Here is a 14,720-nt window from a genome sequence, read left to right on the forward strand (position 1 = left end):
CGGACTTGCCAGTCCCGGGCTGGGCGGTCATGCTGCTGGCCAGAAACAGGAAAGGGTGACCGATGTCGGGTGTCACGCCAAGCGGAACCACGAATCTGACCGGGCACATGCTGATCGCGATGCCCGGCATGGGCGATCCGCGTTTCGAGCACAGCGTCGTCTTCATGTGCGACCATTCGGACGAAGGCGCCATGGGGCTGATCGTCAACAAGCCTGCCGATGACGTCGACATCCCTACCCTGCTGGCGCAGTTGAAGATCGAGTCGGTGTCGGACCTGTCCGGGCGGCGGGTGCATTTCGGCGGGCCGGTGGAGACCGGGCGCGGCTTTGTGCTGCACACGCCGGACTACCAGTCGCTGGTGACGACGCTGGAGGTGCGCGACGACGTGCACATGACGGCGACGCTGGACATCCTCGAGGACCTGGCGCGCGGCGAGGGGCCTGAGAAATGGATGATGATGCTGGGCTACGCCGGCTGGGGCGAAGGCCAGCTGGAGAGCGAGATCGCCGCCAACGGCTGGCTGGTCTGCGAGGCGACGCCTGAGCTGATCTTTGACCTGCCGGACGGGGACAAGTGGGAGGCGGCGCTGAAATCGCTGGGGGTTGCGGCGCTGGCGCTGTCGTCGGCGGGCGGGCGGGCCTGAGGGTTTCACCCCGCTGGCGCGGGGCGATCCGCGCGCGCCCTGCGGGCGCGCGGTGTCCGCTTCGGAACTCACCCGCGAACAGGCCCGTGCCTGTCCCCCGAAGCCGCCCCTCGCCGATTGATGCCTGAGGCAGACCGGCCCCGGAGGCAAGGTCGAGCCGCGCTGCGCGCGGTGCTGCGCAACCTTGCCACCGGGTCCGCTCCGCCTCTTTCCGGCATCAGCGAGGGACGGCTCCGGGGAACAGGCACTCTGGAAGGGCGCGGGTTCTCAGCGCTCGGCGGCGGCGCGGCTGAGGCGGTCGTTGATCGCGACGCCCAGGCCGACATGCGGGATCGGCGAGACGGCGATCACGGTGGCGTCGCTTGCGTCCAGCCGGTGCAGGTGTTCGAACAGGTTGGCCGCGGCCTCGGTCAGGTCGCCTGAGGGGGAGAGGTTCAGGTCGCAGTCGACCGGGCCGAAACCCAACCGCGCCTCGCCCGGGGCGAAGTCCACCGCGTTCAGGCGGACGCGGGCATGGGGCGCATAGTGCGATTGCAGTTGGCCCGGCGCGGTGATGCCGTCGCCGTCGCGCCGGTGCGCCAGCGGGGTGCCCAGAACGCGGGTGATCGCCTCTTCGGGAACGCCGCCGGGGCGCAGCAGGGTGGGGGAGCCGGTCAGGCCGAGGATGGTCGATTCGACCCCCACCGCGCAGGGCCCGCCATCGACCACGGCGTCGATCCGGTCGCCCAGCCCGTCGAGCACGTGGCGGGCGCGGGTCGGGCTGATCTGGCCCGAGCGGTTGGCCGAGGGCGCGGCCACCGGACCGCCGAAGGCCCGCAGCAGCGCCTGCGCCACCGGCGCGGCGGGCAGCCGCACCGCCAGGCTGTCGAGCCCCGCCGTCACCAGCCGCGAGATGCCCGCGCCTTCGCGCAGGGGCAGCACCAGCGTCAGGGGGCCGGGCCAGAAGGCGTCGGCCAGCGCCTGGGCCGCGTCGGTCCAGTGGACCAGCGCGCGGGCGGCGTCGAGATCGGCCAGGTGCACGATCAGCGGGTTGAACGATGGCCGGCCCTTGGCGGCGTAGATCCCGGCCACGGCGCGATCCTGGCGCGCATCGGCACCCAGGCCATAGACCGTCTCGGTCGGGAAGGCGACGAGGCCGCCGCGCGCGAGGATGCCGGCGGCGTGGGCCAGGTCCGGCGTGCTGGCGCTGAGATGCAAGGCGGGCATCGCGACGGTCCTCTGGTGGCGCGGCGGCATCTTCGTGACGCGGCGTTCCGGTTGAAGAGGTGGCGCGCCCGCGTAGGTTCACAGGTGCCCCTGCCGGCGTGCTACTAGAGCCGCGCGGGCTTGCCAAGCAGGAGACCCCCAATGCCCTATCGTGCCCCTCTCGAGTCGTACATGAAGCTGCTGAACGACGTTGTCGGATACGACCAGGTCGCCGGGACCGGGAGGTTCGCCGAGGCAACGCCCGACACGGTGGCGGCCATCCTCGGCGAGGCCGGCAAGCTGTGCGAAGAGGTCCTGTCGCCGCTCCAGCGCAACGGCGACCTTGACCCGGCGCGGCTGGAGAACGGGGTGGTGCGGACCTCGAAGGGGTTTGCCGAAGGCTATCGCGCGCTGGCCGAGGGTGGCTGGATCGCCACCTCGGCGCCCGAAGCCTACGGCGGCATGGGCCTGCCGCTGACCGTGACGACGCTGGTCAACGAGATGGAAAGCGGCGCTTGCCTGGCCTTGCAGCTGAACCCGTTGATGACCCAGGGCCAGATCGACGCGCTGGACCACCACGCCAGCGACGAGATCAAGGCGCTGTACCTGCCGCACCTGGTCAGCGGCGCCTGGTCCGGCACCATGAACCTGACCGAGCCGCAGGCAGGATCGGACGTGGGCGCGCTGACCACGAAGGCAGAGCCGAACGGCGACGGCACCTACGCGATCACCGGGCAGAAGATCTACATTTCCTGGGGCGACAACGATTTTACCGAGAACGTCTGCCACCTGGTGCTGGCGCGTTTGCCGGACGGCGTGCCGGGGACCAAGGGCATCAGTCTGTTCCTGGTGCCCAAGCTGATTCCGGACGCCGATGGCCGCCCCGGCGTGGCAAACAGCCTCAAGGTGGTCAGCCTCGAGCACAAGGTGGGGCTGCACGGCTCGCCGACCTGCGTGATGTCCTACGAGGGCGCGACCGGCTGGCTGATCGGCGCGCCGCATGACGGGATGCGCGCCATGTTTACCATGATGAACAACGCCCGCCTCGGCGTGGGCGTGCAGGGCATCGGCGTGGCCGAGGGCGCCTACCAGCACGCGCTGGCCTATGCGCAGGAGCGCACGCAGGGCCGGTCGCCCGAGGGGTCGATCATCGGCCACGCCGACGTGCGCCGGATGCTGGCCACGATGAAGGCCGAGATCCACGCCGCGCGGGCGATCGCGCTGTCGCTGGCGGTGGCGATCGACATGGAGCGGGCCACCGGCGGTGCGGAGTGGCGGGCGCGGGCGGCGCTGCTGACGCCCATCGCCAAGGCCTTTGGCACCGAGACCGGGATCCGGGTTTCCAACACCGGCATGCAGGTGTTCGGCGGCATGGGCTACGTCGAGGAGAGCGGCGCGGCGCAGTACCTGCGCGACGTGCGGGTGACGGCGATCTACGAGGGCACCAACGGCATCCAGGCGATGGATCTGGTAGGCCGCAAGATGATGGATGGCGGCGAGGCGATCCACGCCCTGCTGGACGAGATCGAGACCAGCGCCGAGGCCGCGCGCGCAACCCTGCCGGGGCTGGCCGAGCCGGTCTGGCAGGCCGCCGAATCGCTGCGCGAGACGACCGAGGCACTGGTCGCCCGCGACCCTGCCGCCCGCTTTGGCGGGGCGGTGCCCTACCTGATGGGCTTTGCCCACGTGCTGGGCGCGCATTTCCACCTGCGCGCGGCGCTGGCCGATCCGGGCGGCCCGGGTGAACGGCTGGCGGCCTTCTATATCCGCCGGCTGCTGCCTGCCCATATCGGGCTGCTGGGAGAGGCAAAGGCCGATCCCGCCTCGCTGCGCGATCTGCGGACCGAAGACCTGGTGGCGTGATGGACGGCTGCGCGCAGACGATCCGCTATCCCTGGGAAGCGCCGCCCGAACCGGGGACTGCCACCGAGCTGGCCGAGGGTCTGCTATGGATGCGGCTGCCGCTGCCGATGAAGCTGGACCACGTCAACGTCTACGCGCTGGACGATGGCGATGGCTGGACCGTGGTGGACACCGGCTTTGCATCGAAGAAATCGCGCGCGATCTGGGAGGCGCTGTTGTCCGGCCCGCTGAAGGGCAAGCCGGTGCGCCGTGTCGTGGTCACGCATCACCACCCCGATCACATGGGGTTGGCGGGCTGGTTCCAGACCGCACACGGTGCCGAACTGGTGACGACGCGCACCGCCTGGCTGTTTGCGCGGATGTTGCAGCTGGACGCGCAGGACCGACCGGCCGAGGAGACGCTGGCCTACTGGCGCGCGGCGGGGATGGACCCGGCGATCCTGGCCGAGCGAATGCAGGAACGGCCCTTCAACTTTGCCGATTGCGTGGCGCCGATGCCGCTGGGGTTCAGCCGCATCCGGCAGGGCGACAGCCTGCGCGCGGGCGGGCGGACCTGGGACGTGCACATCGGCAACGGCCACGCGCCGGAGCACGCGACCCTGTGGTCGCGCGACGACGACCTCGTGCTGTCGGGCGACCAGATCCTGCCTTCGATCAGCTCCAACCTGGGCGTCTACGCGACCGAACCGGAGGCCGATCCGGTGGGCGAATGGCTTGAGGCCTGCGAGCGGCTGTCGACGCTGGCGCGGTCCGGGCACCTGGTCATGGGCGGGCACAAGCTGCCGTTCACCGGCCTGGGCGCGCGGATGACCCAGTTGATCGAGAATCACCACGGCGCGCTGGAGCGGCTGCATGCGCACCTGGCCACGCCGCAAACCGCGGGCGACTGTTTTGCGCCCTTGTTCAAGCGCAGGATCTGGGCGGGCGAATACGGGCTGGCGCTGGTCGAATCGATGGCCCACTGCCTGCACCTCTGGCACGACGGCCGCGCCACCCGCATGCGGCGCGAGGACGGGGCCTGGCTGTTCCAGGCGGTCTGACCGCAACGACAAACGTGCGTGACCCGCGACATAACGGCCACCCGCCAAAGCGTGACAGGGGCGCGGAATTGCGCTAACCCATCCCGGAACGCATTCACAGAACAGGCCGCAGGACCAAAGACATGGCTGAGCACAAGCACGGTAGCATGGACGTCTCCACGCAGGAAAAGACCTTCGAAGGCTTCATCAATTTCGTGATCCGCGCGATCCTGGTGATCCTCGCGCTGGTCATCTTCATGGCGGTTTTCAATTCCTGAGGCCGGGCCTCCGGTGGACCGCAGGTGGAGTAGGGCGATGAACCGTCGAGCCGTCTTTGCGTCGATGGGCGCGACTGTTTTTGTGGCCGGTTGCGGCGGCAACATCTCGGGACGCGATGCGTCCGCAGAGGAAGTCGCGCGGGCTGTCTATCGCCACGATGGCCCGCCCGAGATCGTCCTCTACACCATGATCAACAACCGCACCGGTTCGGGCGCGCATTCGGCCATGCTGATCAACGCGCCGTCGCAGCGGGTGATCTACGATCCGGCCGGGAACGTCCGGTTCAACGGCGTGCCCGAGATCGGTGATGTGCTTTACGGCATCACGCCGACCGCGCGGGTGCATTTCGAAAGCGCGCATGCCCGCAGCACCTACCGGGTGCGCATCCTCAGCCGGCCGGTGTCCGGCGAAGTGGCCGAACAGGCGCTGCGCATGGTGCAGGCCCAGGGCGCCGTGGGACCTGCGCTGTGTTCAAACGCGGTGGCCGTCATACTGCGCAAGCTGCCGGGCTTCGAGGGGCTCAGCAGCAGCTGGTTCCCGAACAAGCTGGCCGATTCCTTTGCCCGCCTGCCCGGCGTGACCGAGCGCGTGCTGCGCGAGGACGACAGCGACGACAAGGAAGCCGCCATCGCCGAGCTTCAGGGCAAGCAAGCGCAGACCCGGCAGGGGCAGTAGATTCGCCCGGTCTCAGACCGGCAGCCAGGCCCCCGCCAGCATCACCGCCGCGCCCGCGATCATCGCACCGTAAAGGCTTTTCCAGCCATAGCCCACCGCCAGCGCCGCCGCCGCCGCGGCCAGGCGAAGCGGATCGGTTTCGCCGCCCGTGGCGCTGGGCCAGACCACCAGCGGCGCGACCAGGGCGGGCATCACCGCCACGGCGGTGTAGCGCAGGTGTCGCAGCAGCCAACCCGGCAGCGCCCGGTCGCCCACCAGCCCGAGAAAGACAAAGCGCAGCCCGAAGGACCCCAGCCCCATCAGCACGATGATCAGCCACAGGTCCTTCATGCGCCCGGCCTCCGGTCCGCGGGCAGGCCCGACCGCCGCTCCACCTCGGCCCCCGCCATCATGCCCGCCAGCGCGCCGACGATGAGGCCAAGGTTGTACGGCAGTCCGGCAAAACCCAGCGCCATGAGCGCCGCCACCAGCGCCGCGACCCGATGCGCGCCGGTGCGCAGGCCCGGGGCGAACAGCGCGATGAAGGCGATGGGCACCGCGAAATCCAGCCCCAGTTCGGGCGGGATCGCCTGGCCCAGCCAGGCCCCCAGCGCGGTGAACAGATACCACGGGATGCAGGTCGGTGTGACGACGCCCATGAAATAGCCGAACTTCTGCGCCACGGTCAGCTGCGGATGCCGTTCGTATTCCAGGATCGAGGCGGCATAGCTCTGATCGACCAGGAAATAGCCCACCATCACCCGTTTCCACAGCGGCAGCGGGCCGAGGTGCGGGGTGATCGAGGCGGAATACATCGCCATCCGCAGGTTCACCGCCATGGCCGAGACCAGCACCACCAGCGTCGGCGTGTGGTCCTGCATCAGCTGGATCGCGGTGAACTGCGCCGCCCCGGCGATGACCACGACGGAAAAGCTGACCGCTTCGAAAAAGCTCAGCCCTGCATCGGTCGCCACCACTCCGAAGAGCAGCCCGAAAGGCCCCACCACCAGAAGGAAGGGCAGACCGTCCCGCAGTCCCCGCCAATAGCTTGACATCGCGCCTGTGCCGTCCATGACTACAGCCTCACTTTGCCCGTCGCCTAACCAAGCGAGACGCCCGATGCAATCGCCTGCGGACCTGCCGCCCCATGACTTGCCCCGTAACCCGCCGAATGACCCCGCGTCCGACTACCTGATTGCCCCCGATCCGGCAGCCAACCGCCTGACCCGTGCCGTCAGCGGGCTGGACCACGAGGGCCGCGAGGTCGAGATCTCGGTGGTCGAGGAACGGCCGCTGACGATCTTCCTGAACCGGCAGGAGATCGTCACCGCCATGACCATCGGCGATTACCCCGAGTATCTGGCCATCGGTTTCCTGCGCAACCAGGGGATGCTGGCCGACGGCGAGCGGATCACCGGCGTCGATTACGACGAGGAACTGGAGACGGTGGTGGTGCGCACGGCCTCGCAGACCACCTTCGAGGAGAAGGTGCAGAAGAAGACCCGCACCTCGGGCTGCGCGGTGGGGACGGTCTTTGGCGACATGATGGAGGGGTTGGAGCAGGTGGCGCTGCCGCAGGTCGAGGTGCGGACCTCCTGGCTTTACGCGCTGGCGCACCGGATCAACACGACGCCCTCGCTGTACCTGTCGGCCGGGGCGATCCATGGCACGGTGCTGTGCCAGAGGGACCGCCCGCTGGTCTACATGGAGGACGTCGGCCGGCATAACGCGGTGGACAAGATCGCCGGCTGGATGTTCCGCCACCAGGTATCGGCCGAGGACAAGATCCTCTACACCACCGGGCGCCTGACCTCGGAAATGGTGATCAAATGCGCGCTGATGGGCATCCCGGTGCTGGCCTCGCGCTCGGGCTTTACCGCCTGGGGGGTCGAGATCGCGCGACAGGTCGGGCTGACCTGCATCGGGCGGATGCGCGGCAAGCGCTTTGTCTGCCTCAGCGGGGCGGAACGGCTGGTGCGGGACATGAACCCCGACGACGTCGTGGAGGAAGACCGCAAGTCGCGGCGGAAGAGCGCGGAATGAGCCGGGCGCAAGAATTTTCCAAAATTCTTGCAAATTCCGTGAGCGGAATTTGGTCCGCCCCGTGTGGGCGGTTGCTGCCATGACCGCGCCGGCCGGTGTGATCCTGGCTGGTGGTCTCGCCACGCGCATGGGCGGCGGCGACAAGGCGCTCTTGCCGCTGGGCGGGCGGCCCTTGCTGGCGCACGTGATGGAGCGCCTCGGGCCGCAGGTGACGGGCATGGTGCTGAACGCCAACGGCGATCCGGCCCGCTTCGCCTCCTTCGGGCTGCCGGTGCGGGCGGATTCCATTGCCGGTTTTCCCGGGCCGCTGGCCGGGGTGCTGGCCGGGCTCGACTGGGCGGCCGAGCAGGGGGCCGAAACCCTGGTCAGCGTCGCCGCCGACACGCCGTTCTTTCCCGCCGATCTCGCCGCGCGCCTGCTGAGCGCAGCCGACGGGCAGGCGGACCCGCTGGTGCTGGCCGCGACCGAGGGCGATGCCGAGACGAAAAGCCGCTCGCGCTCGGGCCTGATCCGGCATCCCACCTTCGGCCTCTGGCCGGTGGCCCTGCGCGACGATCTGCGCGCGGCGCTGGCGGAGGGCCTCAAGAAGGTGGTTCTTTGGACCGACCGCCACGGCGGCCGCGAGGCGGTGTTTCCCGCCGTGCCCTTCGACCCCTTTTTCAACGTCAACACGCCAGAGGACCTGGCGCAGGCGGAGGACCTGTTGTGAGACTCTACGGTGTGATCGGCTGGAAGAACGCGGGCAAGACCGGGCTGATGGAGCGCCTGGTGCGCGAGATCACCGGGCGCGGCCTGACCGTGAGCACGGTCAAGCACACGCATCATTCCTTTGACGTGGACCAGCCGGGCAAGGACAGTTGGCGGCACCGCAACGCGGGCGCCTCCGAGGTGATCCTTGCCTCGCGCAACCGCGTGGCGCACATGATCGAGATGCGCGACGCGCCGGAACTGCGCCTGGACCAGCTGCTGGCGCGGTTGGCGCCGGTCGACCTTGTGCTGGTCGAGGGCTACAAGCGCGAAAGCCACCCCAAGATCGAGGCCTTTCGTGCCGGGACGGGCAACCCGCTGATCGCGCAGGACAATGCAACGGTGCGGGCGGTGGCCTCGGACACGCCCCTGGTGCTGGACCGCCCGGTCTTCGACCTGAACGACACGCAGGCGATCACCGATTTCATCCTGGCTGAGGTGGGCCTGGCGCGGGCGGCGGAATGAGCGGTTTTGACCGCTTCGTCATGGTCGACTGGTCCGGCGGCAACGACACCGGGCGGCGCCCCCGCAAGGACGCGATCTGGATCGGCGAGAGCGGGCCCGAGGGCGAGCGCGCGCCGCAGTACCAGCGCAACAGGGCGCTTGCCGAAGATACGCTGGCCGAGCGGATCGACACCGCCCTGAGGGGGGGCGAACGGCTGCTGATCGGGGTCGACTTCCCCTTTGGCTACCCGGCCGGTTATGCGCGGGCGCTGACCGGGCAGGATGATCCGCTGGGCGTCTGGCGCTGGCTGGCGGAGCGAATCGAGGACCGGCCGAAGGAGAACAACCGCTTTGACGTGGCGGCCGGGATCAACCGCCGGCTGGCCGGGGGAGACGGGCCGTTCTGGGGCAATGGGCTGAAACGCGACATCGACGGTCTGCCGCGCACCAAGGCGGCCTACCGCAATCCCTTTCCGGACCGCCGCACCAGCGAAGCCCGTGCGAGGGGCGCCTTTACCTGTTGGCAGCTGTCCGGCGCCGGGGCCGTGGGGTCGCAGGTGTTGATGGGCTTGCCGGTGCTGGACCGCCTGCGCCGCCACTTTGCCGGGCGGATCGCAGTCTGGCCCTTCGAGCCGCTCGACCGCCCGGTCGCGCTGGTAGAAATCTGGCCGACGCTGATCGACCCGGCGGTCCGGGTGCACACCGGGCCGGGCGATATCCGCGATGCGGTGCAGGTGCGGCTGCTTGCACGCGCGCTGTCACGCTTGGCACCCGCGCAACTGAATGCGATGCTGTCGGTCGAGGCGCCGGTAGAAGGCTGGATCTTCGGCCTTGGCCATGAACGGGAACTCACGGACAGGCTTGGATAGATGACACTTCAACCGCCCCCCCTGCGCAACGACTGCTTTGCCCTGCCGCCCGGCGTCGACTGGACCCCGGTGGACCAGGCGCTGTCCCTGCTGCGGGATCGCCTGCACCCGGTCGTTGCCCGGCAGGAGGTGCCATTGATGCAGGCGGCGGGTCGCGTGTTGGCCGGGGACCTTGTGGCGCGACGCTCCAACCCGCCGCAGGCCAACACCGCGGTCGATGGCTATGGCTTTGCCGCTGCAAGCATCGCAGGGCAGGATACCGTGGCCCTGCCGCTGGTCGATGGCCGCGCGGCGGCCGGCGTGGCCTATGACGGCAAGGTGCCGCCCGGCCACGCGATCCGCGTCCTGACGGGGGCCGCGCTGCCGAAGGGTGTGGACACCGTGGTGCTGGACGAGGACTGCGCCACCGGCGAGGGGCAGGTGGCCTTTCGCGGGCCGGTCAAGCCGGGGTCGAACACCCGCCGCGCCGGTGAGGACATCGTGGCGGGCACGCAGATTCTGCATGCCGGTCGGGTGCTGACACCGGCCGACCTGGCGCTTGCCGCCGCCACCGGTCTGAACGACCTGCCGGTCTTTGCGCCGCTGCGGGTCGGCGTGCTGTCCACCGGGGACGAGATCGTGCCCGCCGGCGCGCCCGCCGGACCGGGGCAGATTTACGATGCCAACCGGCCCATGCTGCTGGGGCTGATCGACCGTTTCGGGCATTTGCCGGTGGACCTGGGCCATGTCCGCGATGACCGCGCCGCCCTGCGCGCGCGGCTCGACAGCGCGCCTGTCGACGTGATCCTGACCTCGGGCGGGGCCTCGGCCGGGGATGAGGATCACGTCTCGGCCCTGCTGCGCGAAACCGGCGCGCTGACCGCCTGGCGGATTGCGCTGAAACCGGGCCGCCCGCTTGTGCTTGGGCTCTGGGAAGGGAAGCCGGTGTTTGGCCTGCCCGGCAACCCGGTCGCTGCCTTTGTCTGCACGCTGGTCTTTGCCCGCCCGGCGCTGGGGCTGCTGGCAGGTGCGGGTTGGGAAGAGCCGCAGGCGTTCGAGGTGCCCGCGGCGTTCTCGAAGAACAAGAAACCGGGCCGGCGCGAATATCTGCGCGCCCGCATCCGGGACGGCCGCGCCGAGGTGTTCAAATCCGAAGGGTCGGGCCGCATTTCGGGGCTGAGCTGGGCCGAAGGCCTGGTCGAATTGCCCGACCACGCGATGCTGGTCGAGCCGGGGACGCCCGTGCGCTATCTGCCCTTCGGCAGTTTCGGGCTCTGAGGGGCGAAGGGGGGGCGCTGCCCCCGCCGCGCGTTCCGCGCGACTCCCCCGGAGGTATTTGAACCAAGAAGAAGCATGGGGAGAGCGCCCCGTGTGTATTCTTGGTCAATACACTCCAAGAATTGCCGCCGGGTTCCGCGCCCCGATCAGTCGAAGGTCCCGGCCACCCGGCCCAGCAGCATGAAGGCGCGGGCGGTGCGGGTCATGGCGAAGGCCGAGATTTCCTCGTCGCTGGCGCCGGGTTCGAAGGTGGAAAAGCTGGTGTCGAAGCGGCGCAGGAAATGGTGGGCCGCGTCGCGGAAGATCGGGTCCTGTTTCATGCGCCCGGCGGCGAGCGCCAGCGAGGAACGGTCACGCACGCCGCCCAGCGCGGCGATGGCGCGGCCGCGTTCCCCCTTGGCGAAGCCGCGCCAGACCTCGGGGCGGGCCATGTCGGGGCGCAGGTCGTCCATGTAGATGCCGTCTTGCGACAGCAGGGTCAGCACGTCCTGGGCGGCCTGGATCAGCTTGGCGGTGCCGCGATCCTTGAGCGCGCGGCGCAGCGCCGCAAACCCGGCGCCGTCCTCGGCCGTTTCGGGGAAATGCAGCGCGCGGATGTAGTCCTCGTTGGAGAGCGGCGGTTGCAGGTCCTCGGCGGGGGTGCCCAGGGACAGGCGCGGCTGGTGCTCCTGCTCGGCGGTCGGCGCCATGGCCAGCGCCGCGCCGCCGCCGCCGGCCTGGCGGATGCCGCCCAGCATGGCGAGCGTGGATTCGAGGTTCTTCTGCACGCTTGCGATGTCGTCCAGCCGCTTGACCAGTTGCGGGTGCGGCGGCTGGCCCTTGCCGCTCTGGGCCTGGGCCACGTAGGCCTGGCGCAGCGCGTCGATCGCGGCCTGCAACCGCTCGCTTTCGCTGCGCATCACCCGGGCGGCGCGCAGCGACAGTGCCGCCACCCAGATCAGCGCCACCGGCAGCGCGATGATCATGGCCGCCAGCAGGAACGGCAGGGGGGCGCCTTCGGCGGCCGGTGTCGTCACGAAATACCAGCCGGTCAGCAGGACCCAGAGCCCCGAGGCGACCATCGCCGCGATTTCGACACCCGTGACTCCATCGGTCTCCCCGCGCGGGTAGAGGCCGGGGAGGGTCGGGCGGGCGTCCTTCGGGTCGCTCATGGGGCCGGCCTCACTTGTAGGTGATGCTCAGGATCTCGTAGGATTTGCTGCCGCCGGGCGTTCGGACCTCGACGCTGTCGCCTTCTTCCTTGCCGATCAGAGCGCGCGCGATCGGCGACTTGATGTTCAGCAGGCCCTTTTCGACGCTGGCCTCGTGTTCGCCCACGATCTGCCAGGTCTTTTCCTCGTCGGTGTCCTCGTCCACCAGCGTCACCACGGCGCCGAACTTGATCGGGCCGGACAGGGTCGAGGTGTCGACGACTTCGGCCAGGCCGATGACGCTTTCGAGTTCCTTGATGCGGCCCTCGATGAACCCCTGTTTCTCGCGCGCCGAGTGGTATTCGGCGTTTTCCTTGAGGTCGCCGAGTTCGCGTGCCTCGGCGATCGCCTGAATGATGGCGGGGCGCTCTTCGGACTTGAGCTTCTTCAATTCGGTTTCGAGCGCGGTGTAACCCGCGCGGGTGATCAGGATCTTGTCCATTTCGGACCTTCTTTTTCGAAAGACGCGTTGCGACCAAGTCTTGTCGCGTGAGGGCGCGATGTAAAGCGTCCGCAAGCGTCTTGCCAGCAGGTTTTCGCCGTGTTCCGGCCGGTCCGGCGCCGAATGCCTTGGCGCCGGCGGAGCGCCGGTGCCTGGCGGGGAGGCGAATCGCCGATCCGTCCGCGCGCAGGGGTTGCCCGCGCCGCCGGGCCGGTGCGGCGCGCGGCCCCTGCGACGTGTCGCAAACGGAATTGACCGGGCCTGTCCGGACGGGCAGGAGAGGTCCTGCGCCATGGGCTGCGGCCTCGTGACGCTGCGCCCGCATTGACCTTTGCCGCAGGGCCGCGCTAGGTGTTTTTGAAATTTTATTACCCGGCCGCTGCGGCGGGCCGTTCGAGGACGTGTCTGGAGGGAACGACATGAACGACATCGTGCGCGAGTCGATGGAATACGACGTGGTGATCGTGGGCGGCGGGCCGGCGGGCCTGTCGGCGGCGATCCGGCTGAAGCAGCTGGATGCCGATCTGAACGTGGTCCTGTTGGAAAAGGGCTCGGAGATCGGCGCGCATATCCTGTCGGGCGCGGTGCTGGACCCCAGCGGCCTGGATGCGCTGATCCCCGACTGGAAGGACAAGGGCGCGCCGCTGACCGTCCCGGTGACCGAGGACAATTTCTACATGCTGGGCGAGGCGGGCCAGATCCGCATTCCCAACTGGCCGATGCCGCCGCTGATGAACAACCACGGCACCTACATCGTCTCGATGGCTAATGTCTGCCGCTGGATGGCCGAGCAGGCCGAGGCGCTGGGCGTCGAGATCTTTCCGGGCATGTCGTGCTCGGAACTGGTCTACGGCGAAAGTGGCGAGGTTCGTGGCGTCGTCGCCGGCGAGTTCGGCAAGAATGCCGACGGCACGCCGGGCGACGGCTATGAGCCGGGCATGGAGTTGCTGGGCAGATACGTGTTCCTGGCCGAAGGCGTGCGCGGGTCGCTCTCCAAGGAAGTGATCGCGAAATACGACCTGTCAAAGGGCAAGGAGCCGCAGAAGTTCGGCCTGGGCATGAAGGAAATCTGGGAGATCGACCCCGCCAGGCACAAGCTGGGCAGCGTCACCCACACGATGGGCTGGCCGCTGGGATCGAACGCGGGCGGCGGGTCGTTCATCTACCATATCGACAACAATCAGGTCTACGTCGGCTTTGTCGTCCACCTGAACTACGAGAACCCGTACCTGTACCCTTACATGGAGTTCCAGCGCTTCAAGCATCACCCGATGGTGGCCGAGCTGCTGAAGGGCGGCAAGCGCGTGGCCTACGGCGCACGGGCAATCAGCGAGGGCGGATACCAGTCCATGCCCAAGATGGTCGCGCCGGGCGTCGCGTTGCTGGGCTGTTCGGTCGGCATGGTCAACGTGCCGCGCATCAAGGGCAACCACAACGCCATGCTGTCGGGCAAGGCGGCGGCCGAGGCGGCCTTTGCCGCGATCAGGGCCGACCGCACCGGCGACGAGTTGGGCGACTACGAGACCGAGGTTCGGACCGGCGCCATCGGCAAGGACCTGTTCAAGGTCCGCAACGTCAAACCGCTGTGGTCGAAATACGGGCTGACCGCCAGCCTTGCGCTGGGCGGGTTCGACATGTGGACCAATTCGCTGTTCGGCGGCTCGCTTCTGGGCACGCTGAGCCACGGCAAGACCGACGCCGAGGCCACCGGCATGGCGGCGAAATTCCAGCCCATCGACTACCCCAAGCCGGACGGCAAGCTGAGCTTTGACCGGCTGACCAACGTCGCCTTCAGCTTTACCAACCACGAGGAAAGCCAGCCTGCGCACCTGCGGCTGAAGGACGCCACCGTCCCCACGGTGATCAACCTGCCGAAATATGCCGAACCGGCGCAGCGCTATTGCCCGGCTGGGGTCTACGAGGTGGTGCAGGACGACAGCGGCCCGCGCTTTGTCATCAACTTCCAGAACTGCGTGCACTGCAAGACCTGCGACATCAAGGACCCCAGCCAGAACATCGTCTGGACCGTCCCGCAGGGCGGCGACGGGCCGAACTATCCCAACATGTGATGCCCAACTTCCGGG

The 14,720-nt window shown here is 68.9% G+C and carries 16 protein-coding genes; 11 read left to right on the forward strand and 5 right to left on the reverse strand.

Annotated elements, in window-relative coordinates; translation table 11 throughout:
• Positions 1-62: 62 nt before the first annotated feature.
• Positions 63-644 carry a YqgE/AlgH family protein gene (locus MAA8898_RS06170; RefSeq protein WP_094020125.1) on the forward strand — a complete coding sequence of 194 codons (582 nt, stop codon included), beginning with the start codon at positions 63-65 and terminating at the stop codon, positions 642-644.
• 267 nt (positions 645-911) lie between these two features.
• On the opposite strand, the gene MAA8898_RS06175 is transcribed toward MAA8898_RS06170, so the two are convergent.
• A complete protein-coding gene (locus tag MAA8898_RS06175) occupies positions 912-1,850 on the reverse strand; it encodes an L-threonylcarbamoyladenylate synthase (RefSeq protein WP_094020126.1) in 939 nt (312 codons plus the stop codon).
• Between the two features lie 141 nt (positions 1,851-1,991).
• On the opposite strand from MAA8898_RS06175, the gene MAA8898_RS06180 reads away from it, so the two are divergent.
• The 4 genes from MAA8898_RS06180 (at position 1,992) to MAA8898_RS06195 (ending at position 5,665) form a co-directional block, all read left to right on the forward strand.
• Positions 1,992-3,692 carry an acyl-CoA dehydrogenase gene (locus MAA8898_RS06180; RefSeq protein WP_094020127.1) on the forward strand — a complete coding sequence of 567 codons (1,701 nt, stop codon included), beginning with the start codon at positions 1,992-1,994 and terminating at the stop codon, positions 3,690-3,692.
• Positions 3,692-4,732, forward strand: a complete 1,041-nt coding sequence (locus tag MAA8898_RS06185) for an MBL fold metallo-hydrolase (RefSeq protein WP_094020128.1) — start codon at positions 3,692-3,694, stop codon at positions 4,730-4,732. The genes MAA8898_RS06180 and MAA8898_RS06185 overlap by 1 nt, the downstream gene beginning before the upstream one ends.
• Positions 4,733-4,854: 122 nt before the next feature.
• Positions 4,855-4,989, forward strand: a complete 135-nt coding sequence (locus MAA8898_RS06190; protein WP_094020129.1) for an aa3-type cytochrome c oxidase subunit IV — start codon at positions 4,855-4,857, stop codon at positions 4,987-4,989.
• 37 nt (positions 4,990-5,026) lie between these two features.
• Positions 5,027-5,665, forward strand: coding sequence for a hypothetical protein (locus MAA8898_RS06195; protein ID WP_176445082.1), 639 nt, complete (start codon positions 5,027-5,029; stop codon positions 5,663-5,665).
• Between the two features lie 12 nt (positions 5,666-5,677).
• On the opposite strand, the gene MAA8898_RS06200 is transcribed toward MAA8898_RS06195, so the two are convergent.
• Both MAA8898_RS06200 and MAA8898_RS06205 read right to left on the reverse strand, forming a co-directional pair.
• A complete protein-coding gene (locus tag MAA8898_RS06200) occupies positions 5,678-5,995 on the reverse strand; it encodes an AzlD domain-containing protein (RefSeq protein ID WP_094020131.1) in 318 nt (105 codons plus the stop codon).
• Entirely contained in the window at positions 5,992-6,699 is a 708-nt protein-coding gene (locus tag MAA8898_RS06205) for an AzlC family ABC transporter permease (protein WP_245853254.1), read from the reverse strand. The genes MAA8898_RS06200 and MAA8898_RS06205 overlap by 4 nt, the downstream gene beginning before the upstream one ends.
• A gap of 64 nt (positions 6,700-6,763) precedes the next feature.
• Between MAA8898_RS06205 and MAA8898_RS06210 the strand changes: the two genes are divergently transcribed.
• The 5 genes from MAA8898_RS06210 to MAA8898_RS06230 all read left to right on the forward strand — a co-directional run bounded on the left by MAA8898_RS06210 (position 6,764) and on the right by MAA8898_RS06230 (position 11,004).
• Positions 6,764-7,687 (forward strand): formate dehydrogenase accessory sulfurtransferase FdhD, encoded by a 924-nt coding sequence (locus MAA8898_RS06210; protein WP_094020133.1) that lies wholly within the window; start codon positions 6,764-6,766, stop codon positions 7,685-7,687.
• Positions 7,688-7,766: 79 nt separating this feature from the next.
• Complete coding sequence (gene mobA / locus MAA8898_RS06215; RefSeq protein WP_094020134.1) at positions 7,767-8,396, forward strand: molybdenum cofactor guanylyltransferase MobA; 630 nt, start codon at positions 7,767-7,769, stop codon at positions 8,394-8,396.
• Positions 8,393-8,899 carry a molybdopterin-guanine dinucleotide biosynthesis protein B gene (gene mobB, locus MAA8898_RS06220; RefSeq protein ID WP_094020135.1) on the forward strand — a complete coding sequence of 169 codons (507 nt, stop codon included), beginning with the start codon at positions 8,393-8,395 and terminating at the stop codon, positions 8,897-8,899. The genes mobA and mobB overlap by 4 nt, the downstream gene beginning before the upstream one ends.
• Complete coding sequence (locus tag MAA8898_RS06225) at positions 8,896-9,747, forward strand: molybdopterin guanine dinucleotide synthesis (RefSeq protein ID WP_094020136.1); 852 nt, start codon at positions 8,896-8,898, stop codon at positions 9,745-9,747. Before mobB ends, MAA8898_RS06225 begins: the two co-directional genes overlap by 4 nt.
• Positions 9,748-11,004, forward strand: coding sequence for a molybdopterin-binding protein (locus tag MAA8898_RS06230; RefSeq protein ID WP_094020137.1), 1,257 nt, complete (start codon positions 9,748-9,750; stop codon positions 11,002-11,004).
• Between the two features lie 146 nt (positions 11,005-11,150).
• Here MAA8898_RS06230 and MAA8898_RS06235 read toward each other — a convergent pair whose 3' ends face one another.
• Together MAA8898_RS06235 and greA are read right to left on the reverse strand one after the other, a co-directional pair.
• The gene (locus MAA8898_RS06235) at positions 11,151-12,155 is read right to left on the reverse strand and encodes a hypothetical protein (RefSeq protein WP_094020138.1); all 1,005 of its coding nucleotides are present in this window, start codon (positions 12,153-12,155) and stop codon (positions 11,151-11,153) included.
• A 10-nt stretch (positions 12,156-12,165) separates the two neighbouring features.
• Positions 12,166-12,636 carry a transcription elongation factor GreA gene (greA, locus tag MAA8898_RS06240; RefSeq protein ID WP_094020139.1) on the reverse strand — a complete coding sequence of 157 codons (471 nt, stop codon included), beginning with the start codon at positions 12,634-12,636 and terminating at the stop codon, positions 12,166-12,168.
• A gap of 419 nt (positions 12,637-13,055) precedes the next feature.
• Between greA and MAA8898_RS06245 the strand changes: the two genes are divergently transcribed.
• Complete coding sequence (locus tag MAA8898_RS06245; protein WP_094020140.1) at positions 13,056-14,705, forward strand: electron transfer flavoprotein-ubiquinone oxidoreductase; 1,650 nt, start codon at positions 13,056-13,058, stop codon at positions 14,703-14,705.
• Positions 14,706-14,720 lie beyond the last annotated feature (15 nt).

This window comes from Antarctobacter aquimaris (genome assembly GCF_900184945.1).
GTDB lineage: Bacteria > Pseudomonadota > Alphaproteobacteria > Rhodobacterales > Rhodobacteraceae > Maliponia > Maliponia aquimaris.